This is a genomic window from Rhizobium sp. SVR5-2C, from assembly GCF_056755115.1.
On record NZ_JBNDHT010000017.1, the window covers coordinates 13746 to 27066 of the forward strand.

Below are 13321 nucleotides of genomic sequence, written 5' to 3' on the forward strand. Positions count from 1 at the left end.
CGCCGGGTTTTTCTATGCGCGCAGGATGCGCTTGGGTACCGGCCAGCCTTCGGCGAGCTTGAAAAGGATGCCGTAGCGCGAAAACAGGATAGCGATCATCAGAGAAAACCAGCCGCCAAGAGCCAGCCCCGCAATCACGTCGCTCGGATAGTGCGCGCGGACCATGACGCGGGTCATGCCGAGCCAGAGCGCGCAGGCGAGAAAGACGATCCGATAGCGCGGGAAGAGCAGCGAGAGGGCCGCGAAGAACGCTCCGATGGTGGTCGCATGTCCCGAGGGAAAGCTCTCGAAGCCGGAATGGCCCGAAAAGGGAGAGAAGGAAACAATACCGTAGTCGTCGAAATATTGCGGCCGGGCGCGGCCGATGGCGCGCTTCAGCAGATTGGCGAGGACGCCGGAGAGCGTGATCGACGTCAGCAGATAGGCGCCGATCCAGCACATTTGCAACGCCTGGATCCGCGTGCGGAGCGATTTTACGATACGCAGCGCCGCGAGGCCCTCGAAGAAAAGGAAGGCGCTGACGATGATGATCCAGCCGGACGTGCCGAAATCCGTCAGCATGCGCCCAACGCGACGGATGACCGGTGGCACGTGATTGGAGCCGACAGGGCCGTCGAGCAGGAGGATCGAAAGAATGACGGCATTGCAGGTGATGAAAAGACAGGTCTGCCACCGCAATTGAGGCATCCGGCAGGTGCTGCGCCGCCAGCGCCTGTCGAGCGAGGAAAGGATCGCCTGCATCAAATCTTATCCGTTCGAAAGCAATTTTTTAGAACGGATTGACGCTATCAGTTCGCGGCGACAGTTTTTTTACGGGGAGGCTTAAATAAGCCGACTCAGCCGAGGGATGGGCCATCCATCGCGGCCGACGGCAAAGATCAGGCCGAAGCGGGCAAAAAGGATCGACATCGCAAAAGCAAACCAGGCACCGAGCGCCAGCCCAGCGGCGACATCGCTCGGATAGTGGACACCAATGATGACGCGGCTTGCGCCAAGCCAGAGCCCGACGCCAATGAAGACAAGCCTGAACCGCGGAAAGAGCAGCGCGAGCGCCACGAAGAGCGCGCCGATATTGGTCGAGTGGCCCGACGGGAAGCTCTGATGCAAGAAATCCATGCTGAAGGGCGAGAAACTGAAAATGCCTTCCTGCTCATAGAGCAGTGGCCGCGCCCGGCCGATCAGAAATTTCAAGGTGTTGGCGACGGCGCTGGCGCAAATGACCGAAAGCGCGACATAAGCGGCCATCTGGCCGAAATAGACCATGCGGAACCTGCGCCGCACCTTCCAAAGCCGCCGTCGGACCGCGTAACCGGTGGCAAGAACCGTGCAAAGTCCGGCGAGAATCCAGGCAAGTCGGCCGATATCCGTCACGTCGCCGGCTATGGTGACCAAAGGCGGCGAAAGGCTTTTCACCGCCTCCCCGAGCGGCTTGTCGAAGACGAAAAAGGCGATGGCGACGACGTTGATCGCGAAAAGGGTAAATGCCTTCCAAGGAACTCTGCGATGGATCGTGCGCCGGGCCTCGTAACGCTTGCGCAGGTACGACATGAAGCCTGGCTTGTGATTGACGGTGATGCTCATTCCATTCCTTCGAGGTTCGGGAATGGACATAGGAGCCGGAGCCTGGACCTTCAATAAGAAAGCCCTCGCGCCGGCAGGCACGAGGGCAGAAACGTTTCACGTGAAATATCAGGCAGAAAGCGCCTTAAACTCGGAGAGGATCGCCTCGCCCATTTCAACGGTTCCGACTTTTCTCGCACCTTCGGCCATGATGTCGGCGGTGCGGATACCCTTGTCGAGAACGTTGGCGATCGCCTTTTCGAGGTTATCGGCTTCGGTGACCATATTGAAGGAGTAGCGCAGGCACATGGCAAAGGAGGCAATCATGGCGATCGGATTGGCGATGCCCTTGCCGGCGATGTCGGGCGCGGAGCCGTGGACCGGTTCGTAAAGTGCCTTGCGTTTGCCAGTCTTGCCGTCCGGCGCGCCGAGAGAAGCGGACGGCAGCATGCCGAGCGAGCCCGTGAGCATTGCGGCCACGTCGGAGAGCATGTCGCCGAACAGGTTGTCGGTGACGATGACGTCGAACTGCTTCGGCGCGCGTACGAGCTGCATGCCGCCGGCATCAGCCAGCATATGCTCGAGCTTGACGTCGGAATACTTCGCCTTGTGCGTCTCGGTCACCACCTGGTTCCAGAGCACGCCCGACTTCATGACGTTGCGCTTTTCCATGGAGCAGACGCGGTTCTGGCGGGTGCGCGCCATTTCGAAGGCGACGCCGGCGATGCGCTCGATTTCGTAGGTATCATAGACCTGCGTGTCGATGCCGCGCTTCTGGCCGTTGCCGAGATCGATGATCTCCTTCGGCTCACCGAAATAAACGCCGCCCGTCAGCTCGCGGATGATGAGAATATCCAGACCTTCCACCAGCTCCGGCTTCAATGAGGAAGCCGACGCAAGCGCCGGATAGCAGATTGCAGGTCGCAGATTTGCGAAGAGCTCCAGATCCTTGCGAAGGCGCAAGAGACCGGCCTCCGGACGCACTTCGTAAGGAACGCTATCCCACTTGGGACCGCCGACCGCACCGAAGAGAACGGCATCTGCCGCAAGCGCCTTCTTCATGTCGTCTTCGGAGATGGCTGCGCCATGCGCATCATAGGCGCTGCCGCCGACCAGGCCTTCATCGGTGACGAAACCGGCCTTCATCTCCTCATTCATGTAAGCAATGATCTTGCGGACCTCACCCATGGCCTCGGGACCGATGCCGTCGCCCGGCAGCAGGAAAAGATTGCGCACTGTCATGAAATCCTCCACGGAAAAAGAAGCTGCGGCTTCTTAGACCCCGGAAAACGGCATTTCAAGCAAGGGAGAGGCCGAATCGGTACGGTTTGCCGCGGTACCGGCCTTCCCTGATGTGTTGACCCCTGCCCGTCTCCGCGCCAAAAGATGGTCACGTTTCAAGAATGGAATTCAGAATGACCTCTTCTCCACTGCATCTCAATACGCCGCTCCTTCGCACCGCCACCGATTACAGCGCCAATGGCAAGCCTTTGTGGCTCAAGCTCGATGCGCTGCAGCCTTCAGGTAGCTTCAAGATGCGCGGCGTCAGCAGGCTTTGTCAGCATGAGGTGGAAAAGGGTGCGAAGGAAATCTTCTGTGCTTCAGGTGGAAATGCCGGGATCGCTGCGGCCTTCGCAGGCCGCGCGCTCGGTGTTCCGGTAACGATCGTCGTTCCCGAGACGACGTCGGCCGAGGTTCGCCAGTCGATCGAGGCGACCGGGGCTTCGGTGCTGGTTCATGGTTCCGTCTTCGACGAGGCCAACGCCTATGCGATCAAGCTCTCGGAAGCCCGACAGGCCGCCTATGTGCATCCGTTCGACCATCCTCTGCTTTGGGAGGGGCATGGCACGTTGATCGATGAGGTCGTGGCGAGCGGCACGCGTTTCGATTGTGTGATCGCCAGCGTCGGCGGTGGCGGCCTGCTTGCCGGTATCGTTGCGGGGCTGAAGCGCAACGGGCTATCGCATGTGCCGGTCATCGCGGTGGAGACGGAAGGCGCTGCTTCGTTTCATGAGAGCCTCAAGGCGGGTGAGCGCATCACGCTGCCGGGGATCACATCGATCGCCAATTCGCTCGGCGCCCGCCAGGTGGCACAGCATGTCTTCGATCTGCCGAAGCACCACCCGATCGAGAGCGTATCGGTGAGCGACGCCGAAGCCGTTGCCGCCTGCCTGAAATTCGCCGATGCTCACCGCATCCTGGTCGAGCCCGCTTGCGGGGCAGCGCTTGCCGTAGCCGACGTCCATCCGGGCCTGCTTTCGCGTTTCGAAAACCCGCTCGTCGAAGTCTGCGGCGGCATCGGCGTCTCGCTCGACAAGCTGAAGGCTTGGAAAGAGCGCTTTCCCTAGGCTGAAAAGAAAAAGCCGGGCGAAAGCCCGGCTTGATCGGTAAGGTGTCCCTGCTCGCTCAGGCAGCCCAGGGGTGCGAAGCGGCATTCTTCTTTTCGAAACTGTCGATCGCCTTGCCCTTTTCCATCGTCAGGCCGATGTCATCGAGACCGTTCAGCAGGCAGTGGCGCTTGAATTCGTCGAGATCGAACTTGATCGAGCCGCCGTCGGGGCCGGTGATTTCCAAATTTTCGAGATCGACCGTGAGTATGGCATTGGAGCCACGCGAAGCGTCGTCCATCAGCTTGTCGAGGTCTTCCTGGCTGACCTTGATCGGCAGGATGCCGTTCTTGAAACAGTTGTTGTAGAAGATGTCCGCAAAGCTGGTGGAGATGACGCAGCGGATGCCGAAATCCAGAAGCGCCCATGGCGCATGCTCGCGCGAGGAGCCGCAGCCGAAGTTGTCGCCGGCGACAAGGATCTTGGCGTCGCGGTAAGCTGGTTTGTTCAGCACGAAATCGGCGTTTTCGGAACCGTCCTCGTTGTAGCGGGCTTCGGCGAAGAGACCCTTGCCGAGGCCCGTGCGCTTGATGGTCTTCAGATAATCCTTCGGAATGATCATGTCCGTGTCGATGTTGACGACAGGCAGGGGCGCGGCGACGCCGGTGAGCTTCACGAATTTATCCATGACCTAGGCTCCAAATTCAGCGGATTTACTTTCGTTGATCAGCATCTAGTCCAGTTTCCCGCCGAAATGAAGGAGAATCTTTCTAAAATGGCGGCCACGCGGCGTTTCGCGCGGCCTGCCCATCGTGCATGCTCCATTACTTGGACGTTTCGTTCAGCCCCCAGAGCACACCGAATGGATCGCGAAGCTGGCCGTAGCGGTCGCCCCAGAACATCAGTTCGACCGGCATGACGACTTCGGCACCGGCAGCGACGGCGCGCTCCCACCAGGAGTCGATATCGTCGACGACCAGCTGGATGGCGAAGCCTTCATGGCCTTTGAAGGGATGGCCGTATTCGGGATAGGCATCAGACAGCATGAGAGAGCTGCCGTTGATATAGAGATGCACATGCATCGTCCGGCCCTTCTCGTCGGCCGGCACGACATAGGCTTCTTCGGCGTTGAATGCCTTCTTATAGAATTCCGCGGCCTTGAGCGCGCCGTCGACCGTCAGATAGGGCAGCAGGCCGTTCTTGACCGGCGGCATCTTGGCGGGGGCAGTTTCATTGCTATCCATGTTCTTCCTCCGTCTCCTGATTTTTAAAGGTCCGGCATCATGGCCGACCGCTTCAAGGACGTAGGATTAGAACGGGAGCCGACAGCTCCATAAAGAATTTTTTGTGAAGGGCTGAATGGCCGGTTGCGATCAGAGGTCGATGATCGTGCCGCGGCCGTCGTTCCAGACGCGCATTTCGCGCTTTGCTTCGGCCTTGGCGCGGACCGGGGCCGGCTTCATCTTCATCGAAAGCGCGCGGGCGGCCATGAGCACCGTCAGGATGCCACCGACGGCGAGCGTCACCGAAAAGGTGAGAGCGGCAAGCGCCACGAATACAGTGAACCCTGCCAGCATGACGAAGATGAAGCGTATATTCTGCATTGAGCTTAGAACCTTTCTTCGAAAGGGATGTGGTCCTTCTTCTGCCTCTCTGCAAGTCAAGCATGGCATTTTGTTGTCTTGCCAGGCTTCACAAAGCTTGGCACACATTTGTGATGAGCCGAAATCTTCCCACACGTTCGTTCAGCCTGCACCGTTCTGTGCTCAGCGTCCCCGCGATCAATATCCGCGCACTTGAAAAGACCCATAGCCTCGATTGCGATGCTGTTATTTTCGATCTGGAAGATTCGGTGGCGCCGGAGAAGAAGGAAGAGGCGCGCGAAGGGCTGAAAGCCTTCTTCGCGGCGCGCCCCCTTGAAAACAAAGAAAAAATCATCCGCATCAATCCGCTATCATCGAATTTCGGCCATGCCGATATGGAGCTGGTTCTGGCGCTCGAGCCGGATGCGGTGCTTTTGCCGAAGGTCGACGAGCCGCAGGATGTCATGACGGTCAGCGACCTGCTGAGCGATGCCGATGCGCCGGAAACGCTCAGAATATGGGCGATGATCGAAACGCCGCGCGGGATTCTGAACGCTGCGGCCACCGCCGAGTTCGGACGCACGCCGGGCTCACGGCTCGACTGCTTCGTCGTCGGACTGAACGACTTGCGGAAGGAGACGGGCGTTATGCCGCAGCCGGGCCGCACCTATCTTGTGCCTTGGTTGATGCAGGTGATCCTTGCCGCGCGTGCCTATGGTCTCGACGCCATCGACAGCGTCTTCAATGATTTCAGGGAAATGGATGCCTTCGACGCCGAGTGCGCGCATGCGCGTGCTATGGGCTTTGACGGCAAGATGCTGATCCATCCGGCACAGATCGAGGCAGCCAACCGGCATTTCGCTCCCGACGAGGCAGCGATCCGTGAGGCGGAAGAGATTATCGCCGCTTTCGCCGATCCTTCAGCCGATGGCCTCAACGTCATCAATTTGAACGGCCGGATGATCGAGCGGTTGCATCTTGTCCAGGCGGAAAGTCTGGTTCATAAAGCCCGCCTCATTGCTGAACGGAAATGATAACATGAAGCTCTACCGTGTTCTGACTGGCCAGGACGACGCCGCATTCTGCCATCGCGTAACCGATGCCCTCAACAAGGGCTGGTCTCTCCACGGCTCTCCCTCACTGACCTTCAATGCCCAGACGGGCCAGGTGATTGCCGGTCAGGCGATAGTGAAAGAGGTCGAAGGCAAGGATTATCATCCGGACATGAAGCTTTCCGAGCAATAAGCTCAGCGGTCGACGGCTTCCTCGGCGCTGGCTTCGACCCGCTCCATGTCTTCGTCGCTGAGCCCGAAATGATGGCCGATCTCATGGATGAGGACGTGGGTGATGATGTCACCGAGCGTTTCATCGTTTTCCGCCCAATAATCCAGAATGGGACGCCGGTAGAGGCGGATGCGATTGGGCATCTCGCCGGTTTCGACGGTGAAGCGTTCGGAAATGCCCCTGCCCTCGAAAAGGCCTAACAGATCGAACGGCGTTTCCAGCGCCATGTCTTCGAACACGTCGTCGTCGGGAAAATCCTCGATTTCAATCGTCAGATTGCCGGTCAGCGACCGGAACTCATCCGGCAGATGGCTGTAGGCCTCCATCGCCAGGGACTCGAAGGTACTGAGCGTTGGGGCGTGGCGGTCCCGCCAATCCTCGCTCTGGTCTATGCGGGCCATGAAAATTCCCTTCCTTTGGCGCCCATATAGAGCCTTTGCGAAGGATTTTCGAGTGTGAAATCAAGACAGGAATAAATTCACATGAAATTGCCTGTTGACTCTTCACGGAAGCTCTGGAATCCATAAGAACATAACATGAACAAGACAATTGGAGTGAACGTCATGGCGAAGACAGCCGTGGCGCGCGAGCGGCTTTTTGCGCTCCGCGAAACCATTGCAAAGCTCGAGGGAAAGCCGGTACCGGGGTTGGCCGCTGCCGAGCAGGAAGCGCTGGGCGAAGGCGGTTTTAGGAAGAAAACAAAAAGATCTCCACGCTTCTCCTTCCGCATACCGGTGCTGGACGAGGCATTGGATGGAGGCTTGCCGCTTGATGGACTAACGGAAGTGCGAACGCCGATGCTGCGCGATACGGCGACCAGCAGCGGCTTTGCATTTGCTCTTGCAGCAGTATTGCAGCGGCAGGACGAAGAGGAAGAGCGCGGTCCCGGGCCCATCCTCTGGATTGCTGATAAAATAGCCGCAATGGAGGCGGGCGTTCCTTATGCTGTCGGCCTGAAGGATTTCGGCCTGCGGCCGGAGCGCTTTTTCTATGCGAGCCCGCGCAAGCTCGAAGACGCTCTGTGGCTTGCGGAAACGGCCATCGAAAGCGGGGTTTTTGCTGCAACCATTCTGGAGGTTCGCGGCAATCCAAAATCCTTCGGCCTGACCGAGAGCCGGCGCCTGCATCTCAGGACAAAGGCTTCGGGACGCCCGCTTTTCCTATTGCGGCAAGCTGGCGAGGAGGAAGCGAGCAGCGCCTGTTTCCGTTTACTTTCCGAAACCGTGCCAGCTCAGGCGCGGCCACTGCCGGATGGCTCGATGCTGGGCGGTAGCATCGGCAATCCGGTCTTTCGTCTCACCCTGGAGAAGAGCCGTAATCCGGCTCCCCTCTCTTTTCTTTTGGAGTGGAACCCTCATGACCGCCGGTTTTTCCCTATCCACCAATCAGCCGACTCTCGCTTTCCAGGCGAGCTCGCAGCGCATTCTGGCGCTCAACTTCCCGCATCTTCCGACCGACCGGATAGCCCGCAAGAGATGGGGTCTGTCCTGGCGTTCGGCCGGGCGTCCTGACGCGCCGTCGATCGTTTGCTCCGGACGGCTCAACAATGCCATGCGCCTGACGGCGCTGGATGAAGTGGCGGAAAAGATCGGACTGAAGAAGGGTTTGGGCGTTGCCGAGGCACGGGCGATCCATCCGATCCTCGATGTCGTGGAGGAGGATCCCGCAGCCGACCAGCGTCTGCTCGAAGGCATTGCCGACTGGTGCGACCGTTATACCCCGCTGGTGGCACTTGACGGCAAGGATGGCCTGTTCCTCGATATCACGGGTTGCGCCCATCTTTTCGGGGGTGAACGGGCGATGCTCAAGGAAATATTGTCGCGCCTTCATCAAATGGGACTTGATGTCTACGGCGCCATATCGTCGTCGCCGGGACTTTCCTGGGCCGTCAGCCGCTACGGCCAGGGCGGAGTTATTGCGTCGGAGGAGGCCGAAAATGTTCTGGCCCCTCTCCCCGTCGCATCGCTTCGCCTCGACGAGAATGTCGTCGAGGCCCTGCAGAAACTGGGCTTGCGATATGTCGGCGATCTTCTGCAAGCGCCGCGGGCGCCGCTGACCCGACGTTTTGGCGCCAGCGTTCTGTTGCGGCTCGATCAGGCCTTGGGGCTGGATGAGGAGCCGGTTTCCCCTCGCCTGCCTGTGGCAAGCCTTTCTGCCGAACGCAGGCTCGCGGAGCCGATCGGCACCGAAGACGATATTCTTGCCTTGGCCGGACAGGTCGCCATGTCCTTGAAACCCTCCCTTGAAGCGCGGGGCGCAGGCGGCCGGCTTTTCGAGCTCGTTCTTTTCAGGGTCGATGGCCGCGTCTTTCGGATTTCCGCTGGCGCATCACAGCCGCTTCGTGATCCTCACCGTATCGCAGCGCTTTTTTCCGAAAGGCTGACGGCGATCCATGATGATCTCGATGTGGGGTATGGTTTTGAAATCCTGCGGATAAATGTGCAGCGCCACGAGGATTTCGCGATGCTGCAGGGCGATTTCGATGGTGACCGGCAAAAGGATGTTTCACTGGCGAATTTCGTCGATCGGGTTTCGGCCCGGCTTGGTGCGGATTGCCTGACGAGCTTCGATCTGCGCGAAAGCCATGTGCCGGAGCGGGCTACCTTCGCCGTTCCAGCAATCGACACTCTCTCGTCGCCAGCAAAAAAAATGCAGAACAGTTTTCCTGCAGCAAGAAGTGAACGGCCCTTGCGGCTACTCGGCCGGCCGGAGCTCATGGAGGCCTTCGCGATTGAAGTTCCGGACGGTGCGCCGGCCAATTTTCACTGGCGCCGTATCCGGCATCGTATTGTCCGGAGCGAAGGACCCGAGAGAATCGGCATGGAATGGTGGATCGATGGCGCGGATGCCCCAGACCGCGATTATTTTCGCGTCGAGGATGACAGAGGCTATCGCTTCTGGATCTACCGCGAAGGTCATTATGGGCCGGCCATGCCGCAATGGTTCATGCATGGAGTTTTCGCATGAGCATGGGCTTCTTCGAAATCGGTGCAAAAACGAACTTTTCCTTTCTGGAAGGTGCTTCCAAGCCTGAGGAGATCGTGACCCAAGCCGCCATCCTTGGCCTTTCCGGGATCGGGATCGCCGACAGGAATTCCGTGGCGGGTGTCGTGCGTGCCCATGCCCAGATGAAGGCTCTTCGCAACAAGCATGAAAGGAAGCTGGCGGGGCGCCTGGAAGAGAAAGAGAAGGCGGAAGACATACTTACCCCCGTGCCTTTCCAGCCGGGTGCCCGTCTCGTCTTCTGTGATCAGACGCCTGATATCCTGGCCTATCCGAAAGACCGGAAAGGCTGGGGGCACCTCTGCCGCCTGCTGAGTGCCGGTAACCTGAAGGACGGTGCCGTAAAGGGAACCTGCTTGCTGGAAGAAGCGGACCTGATGGAATGGGGTGATTGCATGATGCTTGCTGTCGTGCCCGATCCTAACCTCATCAAGGATATTGGTCGCCGAAGCCTGTTTTCGGATTGCCTCCGGCTTCTGAAAGACCGGTTCGGCGCCAATCTTTTTCTGGCACTGACCCCCTCCTATAACGGCCATGATGCGCTGACATTTGCCGCTTTCTCCAACATGGCGGGACAAAACGGTGTGGCGCTGATCGCAACCAATCAGCCACTTTATCACGATAGGGCGCGCAGGCCGTTATCCGACGTCGTAACTGCCATTCGGGAGCATGTGGCAATCCCGAAGGCCGGTTTTCTGTTGGCGCCGAATGCCGAGCGCTATCTCAAGGAAAGCCGGGAGATGTCACGGCTCTTCAGGAACTATCCGGAAGCGATCGGAAATACCGGCAAGTTTTTTGCCGGGCTGAAATTCTCATTGGACGAGATCAGTCACAACTATCCGGCTGAGAATGCGCCGGGAGAAACGGCGTATGAGACGCTTGATCGCCTGACACGAGCCGGTGCGGTGAAGCGGTATCATCCCGAGCCAGTTCCCGAAAAAATCCAGGAGCAAATCGATTACGAACTCGATTTGGTCAGGCAGAAAAACTACGCGTCTTACTTCCTGACGGTTCATAGTATCGTCCAGCATGCGCGTTATGAGCTGAAGGTCCTCTGCCAAGGACGCGGATCGGCTGCGAATTCGGTCATCTGCTACTGCCTGGAGATAACGGAAGTCGATCCGGCCAAGAGCACGCTTCTTTTCGATCGCTTCATTTCGATGGATCGGGACGAGCCGCCGGATATTGACGTCGATTTTGAACACGACAGGCGTGAGGAGGTCATCCAGTTCATTTACAAAAGATATGGTATCGCGCATGCCGGTCTGACGGCCGGGGTGACCACCTACCGCACCCGCTCGGCCGGCCGCGAAGTCGCCAAGGCCTTCGGAATGTCGGAGGATGTTCAGACCGCGATCAGCAGCCTGGTCTGGGGCTGGTCTGCGGATAATTTGTCGGAACGCGATGCGAAGGCGGCCGGGCTCGACATCAAGGATCCGCTGACGCAGAACGTGCTGAAATATGCCTCCGAGCTCCTCAGCTTCCCGCGCCACCTCACCCAGCATGTCGGCGGCTTCGTCATCACGCGGGATCGGCTCGACGAAGTGGTGCCGATCATGAAGACGGCGATGCCGGATCGCTATATGATCGAATGGGACAAGGATGATCTCGATAACGTCAAGATCCTCAAGGTGGATGTGCTGGCGCTCGGCATGCTGACCTGCCTGCGCAAGGCTTTCACGCTTCTTGAAGATCATTATGGGGTCCGGAAAACCCTCGCCGATCTCGGCAATAAGGAACATGGAGACGAGGGTAAGCCAGTCTATGCGATGATGTGCCGGGCCGATACGCTTGGCGTCTTCCAGATCGAAAGCCGGGCACAGATGAGCATGCTGCCGCGGCTGAGGCCGAAGACATTCTACGATCTCGTCATCGAAGTTGCGATCGTGCGGCCGGGACCGATCCAGGGCGATATGGTGCACCCCTATCTGAAGCGCCGGGAACAGCAAGACAAGAAAATTCCGGTCGAATATCCGAGCGAGGAACTGAAGGCGGTGCTGGAAAGGACCCTCGGCGTTCCCCTGTTCCAAGAACAGGCGATGCAGATTGCGATCACCGCAGCCGGCTTCGCGCCGGCGGAAGCGGACAAGCTTCGGCGCGCCATGGCGACATTCAAGCGAACCGGCACGATCGGAAATTTCGAGAACAGGTTCATAGACGGCATGGTCGCCAAGGATTATCCTCGAGACTTCGCCCAGCAATGCTTCAATCAGATCAAGGGCTTCGGCGAATACGGCTTTCCTGAAAGCCATGCGGCTTCCTTCGCGCTGCTCGTCTATGCCTCGTCCTGGGTCAAAGCCTATTATCCCGATGTCTTCTGCGCGGCGATGCTGAATTCGCAGCCGATGGGCTTCTATGCGCCGGCGCAGCTGGTGCGTGATGCGCGGGAGCATGGCGTGGAAATTCGCGAGGTCGATGTCAATCGTTCGGATTGGGACTGTCTTTTGGAGGAAGCGCGTTTCGACAGGCCGAAAGTCGATTTCCGGCACAAGGACATGCGCGAGATTATCCGAACGAAAAGAGCGGTTCGCCTTGGTTTCCGGCAGGTGAAGGGCCTTTCTGAAAAAGCCATCAGCGAAAAATTGATTGCAAATCGAGGTGCCGGGTACGGATCGATCCGTGAACTCTGGCTGCGCTCAGGCCTCGAAAGATCGGAGATCGAACGGCTGGCGGATGCGGATGCCTTCCGTTCGATCGGTCTGTCGCGGCGTGAGGCGCTCTGGGCGGTGCGGGCGCTTGATGTGAAAAGTGCCGCAGAGAAGCTGCCCTTGTTCGATCAGGTGTCCCATGCCGAACTCCAGATCGAGCCAAGCGTGACGCTGCCCGAGATGTTGCCGGGGGCGCAGGTCGTCGAGGATTATCGCTACCTTTCGCTATCGCTGAAGGCCCATCCGGTTTCGTTCCTGCGAGAGGATTTCCGGAGAGCGGGCATTACGCGTAACGTCGATCTTCTCAGCGTCCCGAACGGAAAGAGGGTGACGATTGCCGGGCTGGTGCTGGTGCGTCAGCGTCCGGGCACGGCCAAGGGAGTAATCTTCATGACGCTGGAAGATGAGACGGGTGTTGCCAATGCCATCGTCTGGCAAAAGGTTTTCGAGAAATATCGCCCGATCGTCATGGGAGCGCGGCTCGTAAAAATCCAAGGTAGACTGCAAAGTCATGGTGGTGTGATTCACACTGTCGTCGAGCATATCGAAGATATGACGCCCGCCCTCGGCCTTCTGAAGAAGGAAGCTCGGAGCTTCGGGGTCAGCGAGCGCGCCGACGAGACAATGCGGGCGACAGCCGATGCACGCGAAAAGAAGATGGCACGCATGCTCGAAAAGGCCGCGATTGAAAGGCGAATGAGGTCAACAAGCGGGCAGACGGATGGCGCAGAGACCGCTCAGGTCATGCCGAAGGGGCGCAATTTTCATTGATGCTGCCGTGCGACGAGAACCGTTGCCGAGAGGCCCCTCAGCGATTTGCATCATTGAAGCGAGCTGACCCGGCCCAACCGATATCGTTTCAATCTGCTGAACCGTCACCTGTTTCGAAGAAAAACGGCAAGGACCATGACCTGTC

At 58.7% G+C, this 13321-nt stretch carries 13 protein-coding genes; 6 read left to right on the plus strand and 7 right to left on the minus strand.

Annotated features, from left to right (window positions below; genetic code table 11):
- Positions 1–12: 12 nt before the first annotated feature.
- The 3 genes from lpxE to leuB all read right to left on the minus strand — a co-directional run bounded on the left by lpxE (position 13) and on the right by leuB (position 2802).
- Positions 13–741 (minus strand): lipid A 1-phosphatase LpxE, encoded by a 729-nt coding sequence (gene lpxE / locus ACPYOI_RS07240; protein WP_481418224.1) that lies wholly within the window; start codon positions 739–741, stop codon positions 13–15.
- A gap of 81 nt (positions 742–822) precedes the next feature.
- The gene (locus ACPYOI_RS07245; protein ID WP_481418225.1) at positions 823–1581 is read right to left on the minus strand and encodes a phosphatase PAP2 family protein; all 759 of its coding nucleotides are present in this window, start codon (positions 1579–1581) and stop codon (positions 823–825) included.
- Positions 1582–1689: 108 nt separating this feature from the next.
- Positions 1690–2802, minus strand: a complete 1113-nt coding sequence (gene leuB / locus ACPYOI_RS07250; protein WP_481422731.1) for a 3-isopropylmalate dehydrogenase — start codon at positions 2800–2802, stop codon at positions 1690–1692.
- 173 nt (positions 2803–2975) lie between these two features.
- On the opposite strand from leuB, the gene ACPYOI_RS07255 reads away from it, so the two are divergent.
- Positions 2976–3908, plus strand: coding sequence for a pyridoxal-phosphate dependent enzyme (locus tag ACPYOI_RS07255; protein ID WP_481418227.1), 933 nt, complete (start codon positions 2976–2978; stop codon positions 3906–3908).
- Between the two features lie 58 nt (positions 3909–3966).
- Here ACPYOI_RS07255 and leuD read toward each other — a convergent pair whose 3' ends face one another.
- The 3 genes from leuD to ACPYOI_RS07270 all read right to left on the minus strand — a co-directional run bounded on the left by leuD (position 3967) and on the right by ACPYOI_RS07270 (position 5491).
- Positions 3967–4575, minus strand: coding sequence for a 3-isopropylmalate dehydratase small subunit (gene leuD / locus ACPYOI_RS07260; protein ID WP_481418228.1), 609 nt, complete (start codon positions 4573–4575; stop codon positions 3967–3969).
- Positions 4576–4711: 136 nt separating this feature from the next.
- Positions 4712–5131 (minus strand): VOC family protein, encoded by a 420-nt coding sequence (locus ACPYOI_RS07265; protein ID WP_481418229.1) that lies wholly within the window; start codon positions 5129–5131, stop codon positions 4712–4714.
- A 129-nt stretch (positions 5132–5260) separates the two neighbouring features.
- Positions 5261–5491: a hypothetical protein gene (locus ACPYOI_RS07270; protein ID WP_168831831.1), complete on the minus strand. Its 231-nt coding sequence runs from the start codon at positions 5489–5491 to the stop codon at positions 5261–5263.
- Between the two features lie 113 nt (positions 5492–5604).
- On the opposite strand from ACPYOI_RS07270, the gene ACPYOI_RS07275 reads away from it, so the two are divergent.
- Together ACPYOI_RS07275 and ACPYOI_RS07280 are read left to right on the plus strand one after the other, a co-directional pair.
- The gene (locus tag ACPYOI_RS07275) at positions 5605–6504 is read left to right on the plus strand and encodes an HpcH/HpaI aldolase/citrate lyase family protein (RefSeq protein WP_481418230.1); all 900 of its coding nucleotides are present in this window, start codon (positions 5605–5607) and stop codon (positions 6502–6504) included.
- Between the two features lie 4 nt (positions 6505–6508).
- Positions 6509–6715 carry a DUF1737 domain-containing protein gene (locus tag ACPYOI_RS07280; RefSeq protein ID WP_481418231.1) on the plus strand — a complete coding sequence of 69 codons (207 nt, stop codon included), beginning with the start codon at positions 6509–6511 and terminating at the stop codon, positions 6713–6715.
- 2 nt (positions 6716–6717) lie between these two features.
- On the opposite strand, the gene ACPYOI_RS07285 is transcribed toward ACPYOI_RS07280, so the two are convergent.
- Positions 6718–7155, minus strand: coding sequence for a metallopeptidase family protein (locus ACPYOI_RS07285; protein ID WP_481418232.1), 438 nt, complete (start codon positions 7153–7155; stop codon positions 6718–6720).
- Positions 7156–7317: 162 nt separating this feature from the next.
- Here ACPYOI_RS07285 and ACPYOI_RS07290 point away from each other — a divergent pair, with 162 nt between their 5' ends.
- Genes ACPYOI_RS07290 through ACPYOI_RS07300 form a run of 3 tightly spaced genes read left to right on the plus strand, consistent with a single transcriptional unit; the run spans position 7318 to position 13176 of the window.
- Positions 7318–8265: an ImuA family protein gene (locus tag ACPYOI_RS07290; protein ID WP_481418234.1), complete on the plus strand. Its 948-nt coding sequence runs from the start codon at positions 7318–7320 to the stop codon at positions 8263–8265.
- 10 nt (positions 8266–8275) lie between these two features.
- Positions 8276–9721 (plus strand): Y-family DNA polymerase, encoded by a 1446-nt coding sequence (locus tag ACPYOI_RS07295; protein WP_481418235.1) that lies wholly within the window; start codon positions 8276–8278, stop codon positions 9719–9721.
- Positions 9718–13176 carry an error-prone DNA polymerase gene (locus ACPYOI_RS07300; RefSeq protein ID WP_481422732.1) on the plus strand — a complete coding sequence of 1153 codons (3459 nt, stop codon included), beginning with the start codon at positions 9718–9720 and terminating at the stop codon, positions 13174–13176. Before ACPYOI_RS07295 ends, ACPYOI_RS07300 begins: the two co-directional genes overlap by 4 nt.
- Positions 13177–13321 lie beyond the last annotated feature (145 nt).

Excerpts from the sequence above, each read along its gene's own strand:
- ACPYOI_RS07300 (WP_481422732.1), top strand. The coding sequence starts at position 9,718 with ATGAGCATGGGCTTCTTCGAAATCGGTGCAAAAACGAACTTTTCCTTT.
- ACPYOI_RS07265 (WP_481418229.1), bottom strand. The coding sequence starts at position 5,131 with ATGGATAGCAATGAAACTGCCCCCGCCAAGATGCCGCCGGTCAAGAAC.
- ACPYOI_RS07270 (WP_168831831.1), bottom strand. The coding sequence starts at position 5,491 with ATGCAGAATATACGCTTCATCTTCGTCATGCTGGCAGGGTTCACTGTA.
- ACPYOI_RS07290 (WP_481418234.1), top strand. The coding sequence starts at position 7,318 with ATGGCGAAGACAGCCGTGGCGCGCGAGCGGCTTTTTGCGCTCCGCGAA.
- ACPYOI_RS07245 (WP_481418225.1), bottom strand. The coding sequence starts at position 1,581 with ATGAGCATCACCGTCAATCACAAGCCAGGCTTCATGTCGTACCTGCGC.
- ACPYOI_RS07280 (WP_481418231.1), top strand. The coding sequence starts at position 6,509 with ATGAAGCTCTACCGTGTTCTGACTGGCCAGGACGACGCCGCATTCTGC.
- ACPYOI_RS07275 (WP_481418230.1), top strand. The coding sequence starts at position 5,605 with ATGAGCCGAAATCTTCCCACACGTTCGTTCAGCCTGCACCGTTCTGTG.
- ACPYOI_RS07285 (WP_481418232.1), bottom strand. The coding sequence starts at position 7,155 with ATGGCCCGCATAGACCAGAGCGAGGATTGGCGGGACCGCCACGCCCCA.
- lpxE (WP_481418224.1), bottom strand. The coding sequence starts at position 741 with ATGCAGGCGATCCTTTCCTCGCTCGACAGGCGCTGGCGGCGCAGCACC.
- leuB (WP_481422731.1), bottom strand. The coding sequence starts at position 2,802 with ATGACAGTGCGCAATCTTTTCCTGCTGCCGGGCGACGGCATCGGTCCC.
- leuD (WP_481418228.1), bottom strand. The coding sequence starts at position 4,575 with ATGGATAAATTCGTGAAGCTCACCGGCGTCGCCGCGCCCCTGCCTGTC.
- ACPYOI_RS07255 (WP_481418227.1), top strand. The coding sequence starts at position 2,976 with ATGACCTCTTCTCCACTGCATCTCAATACGCCGCTCCTTCGCACCGCC.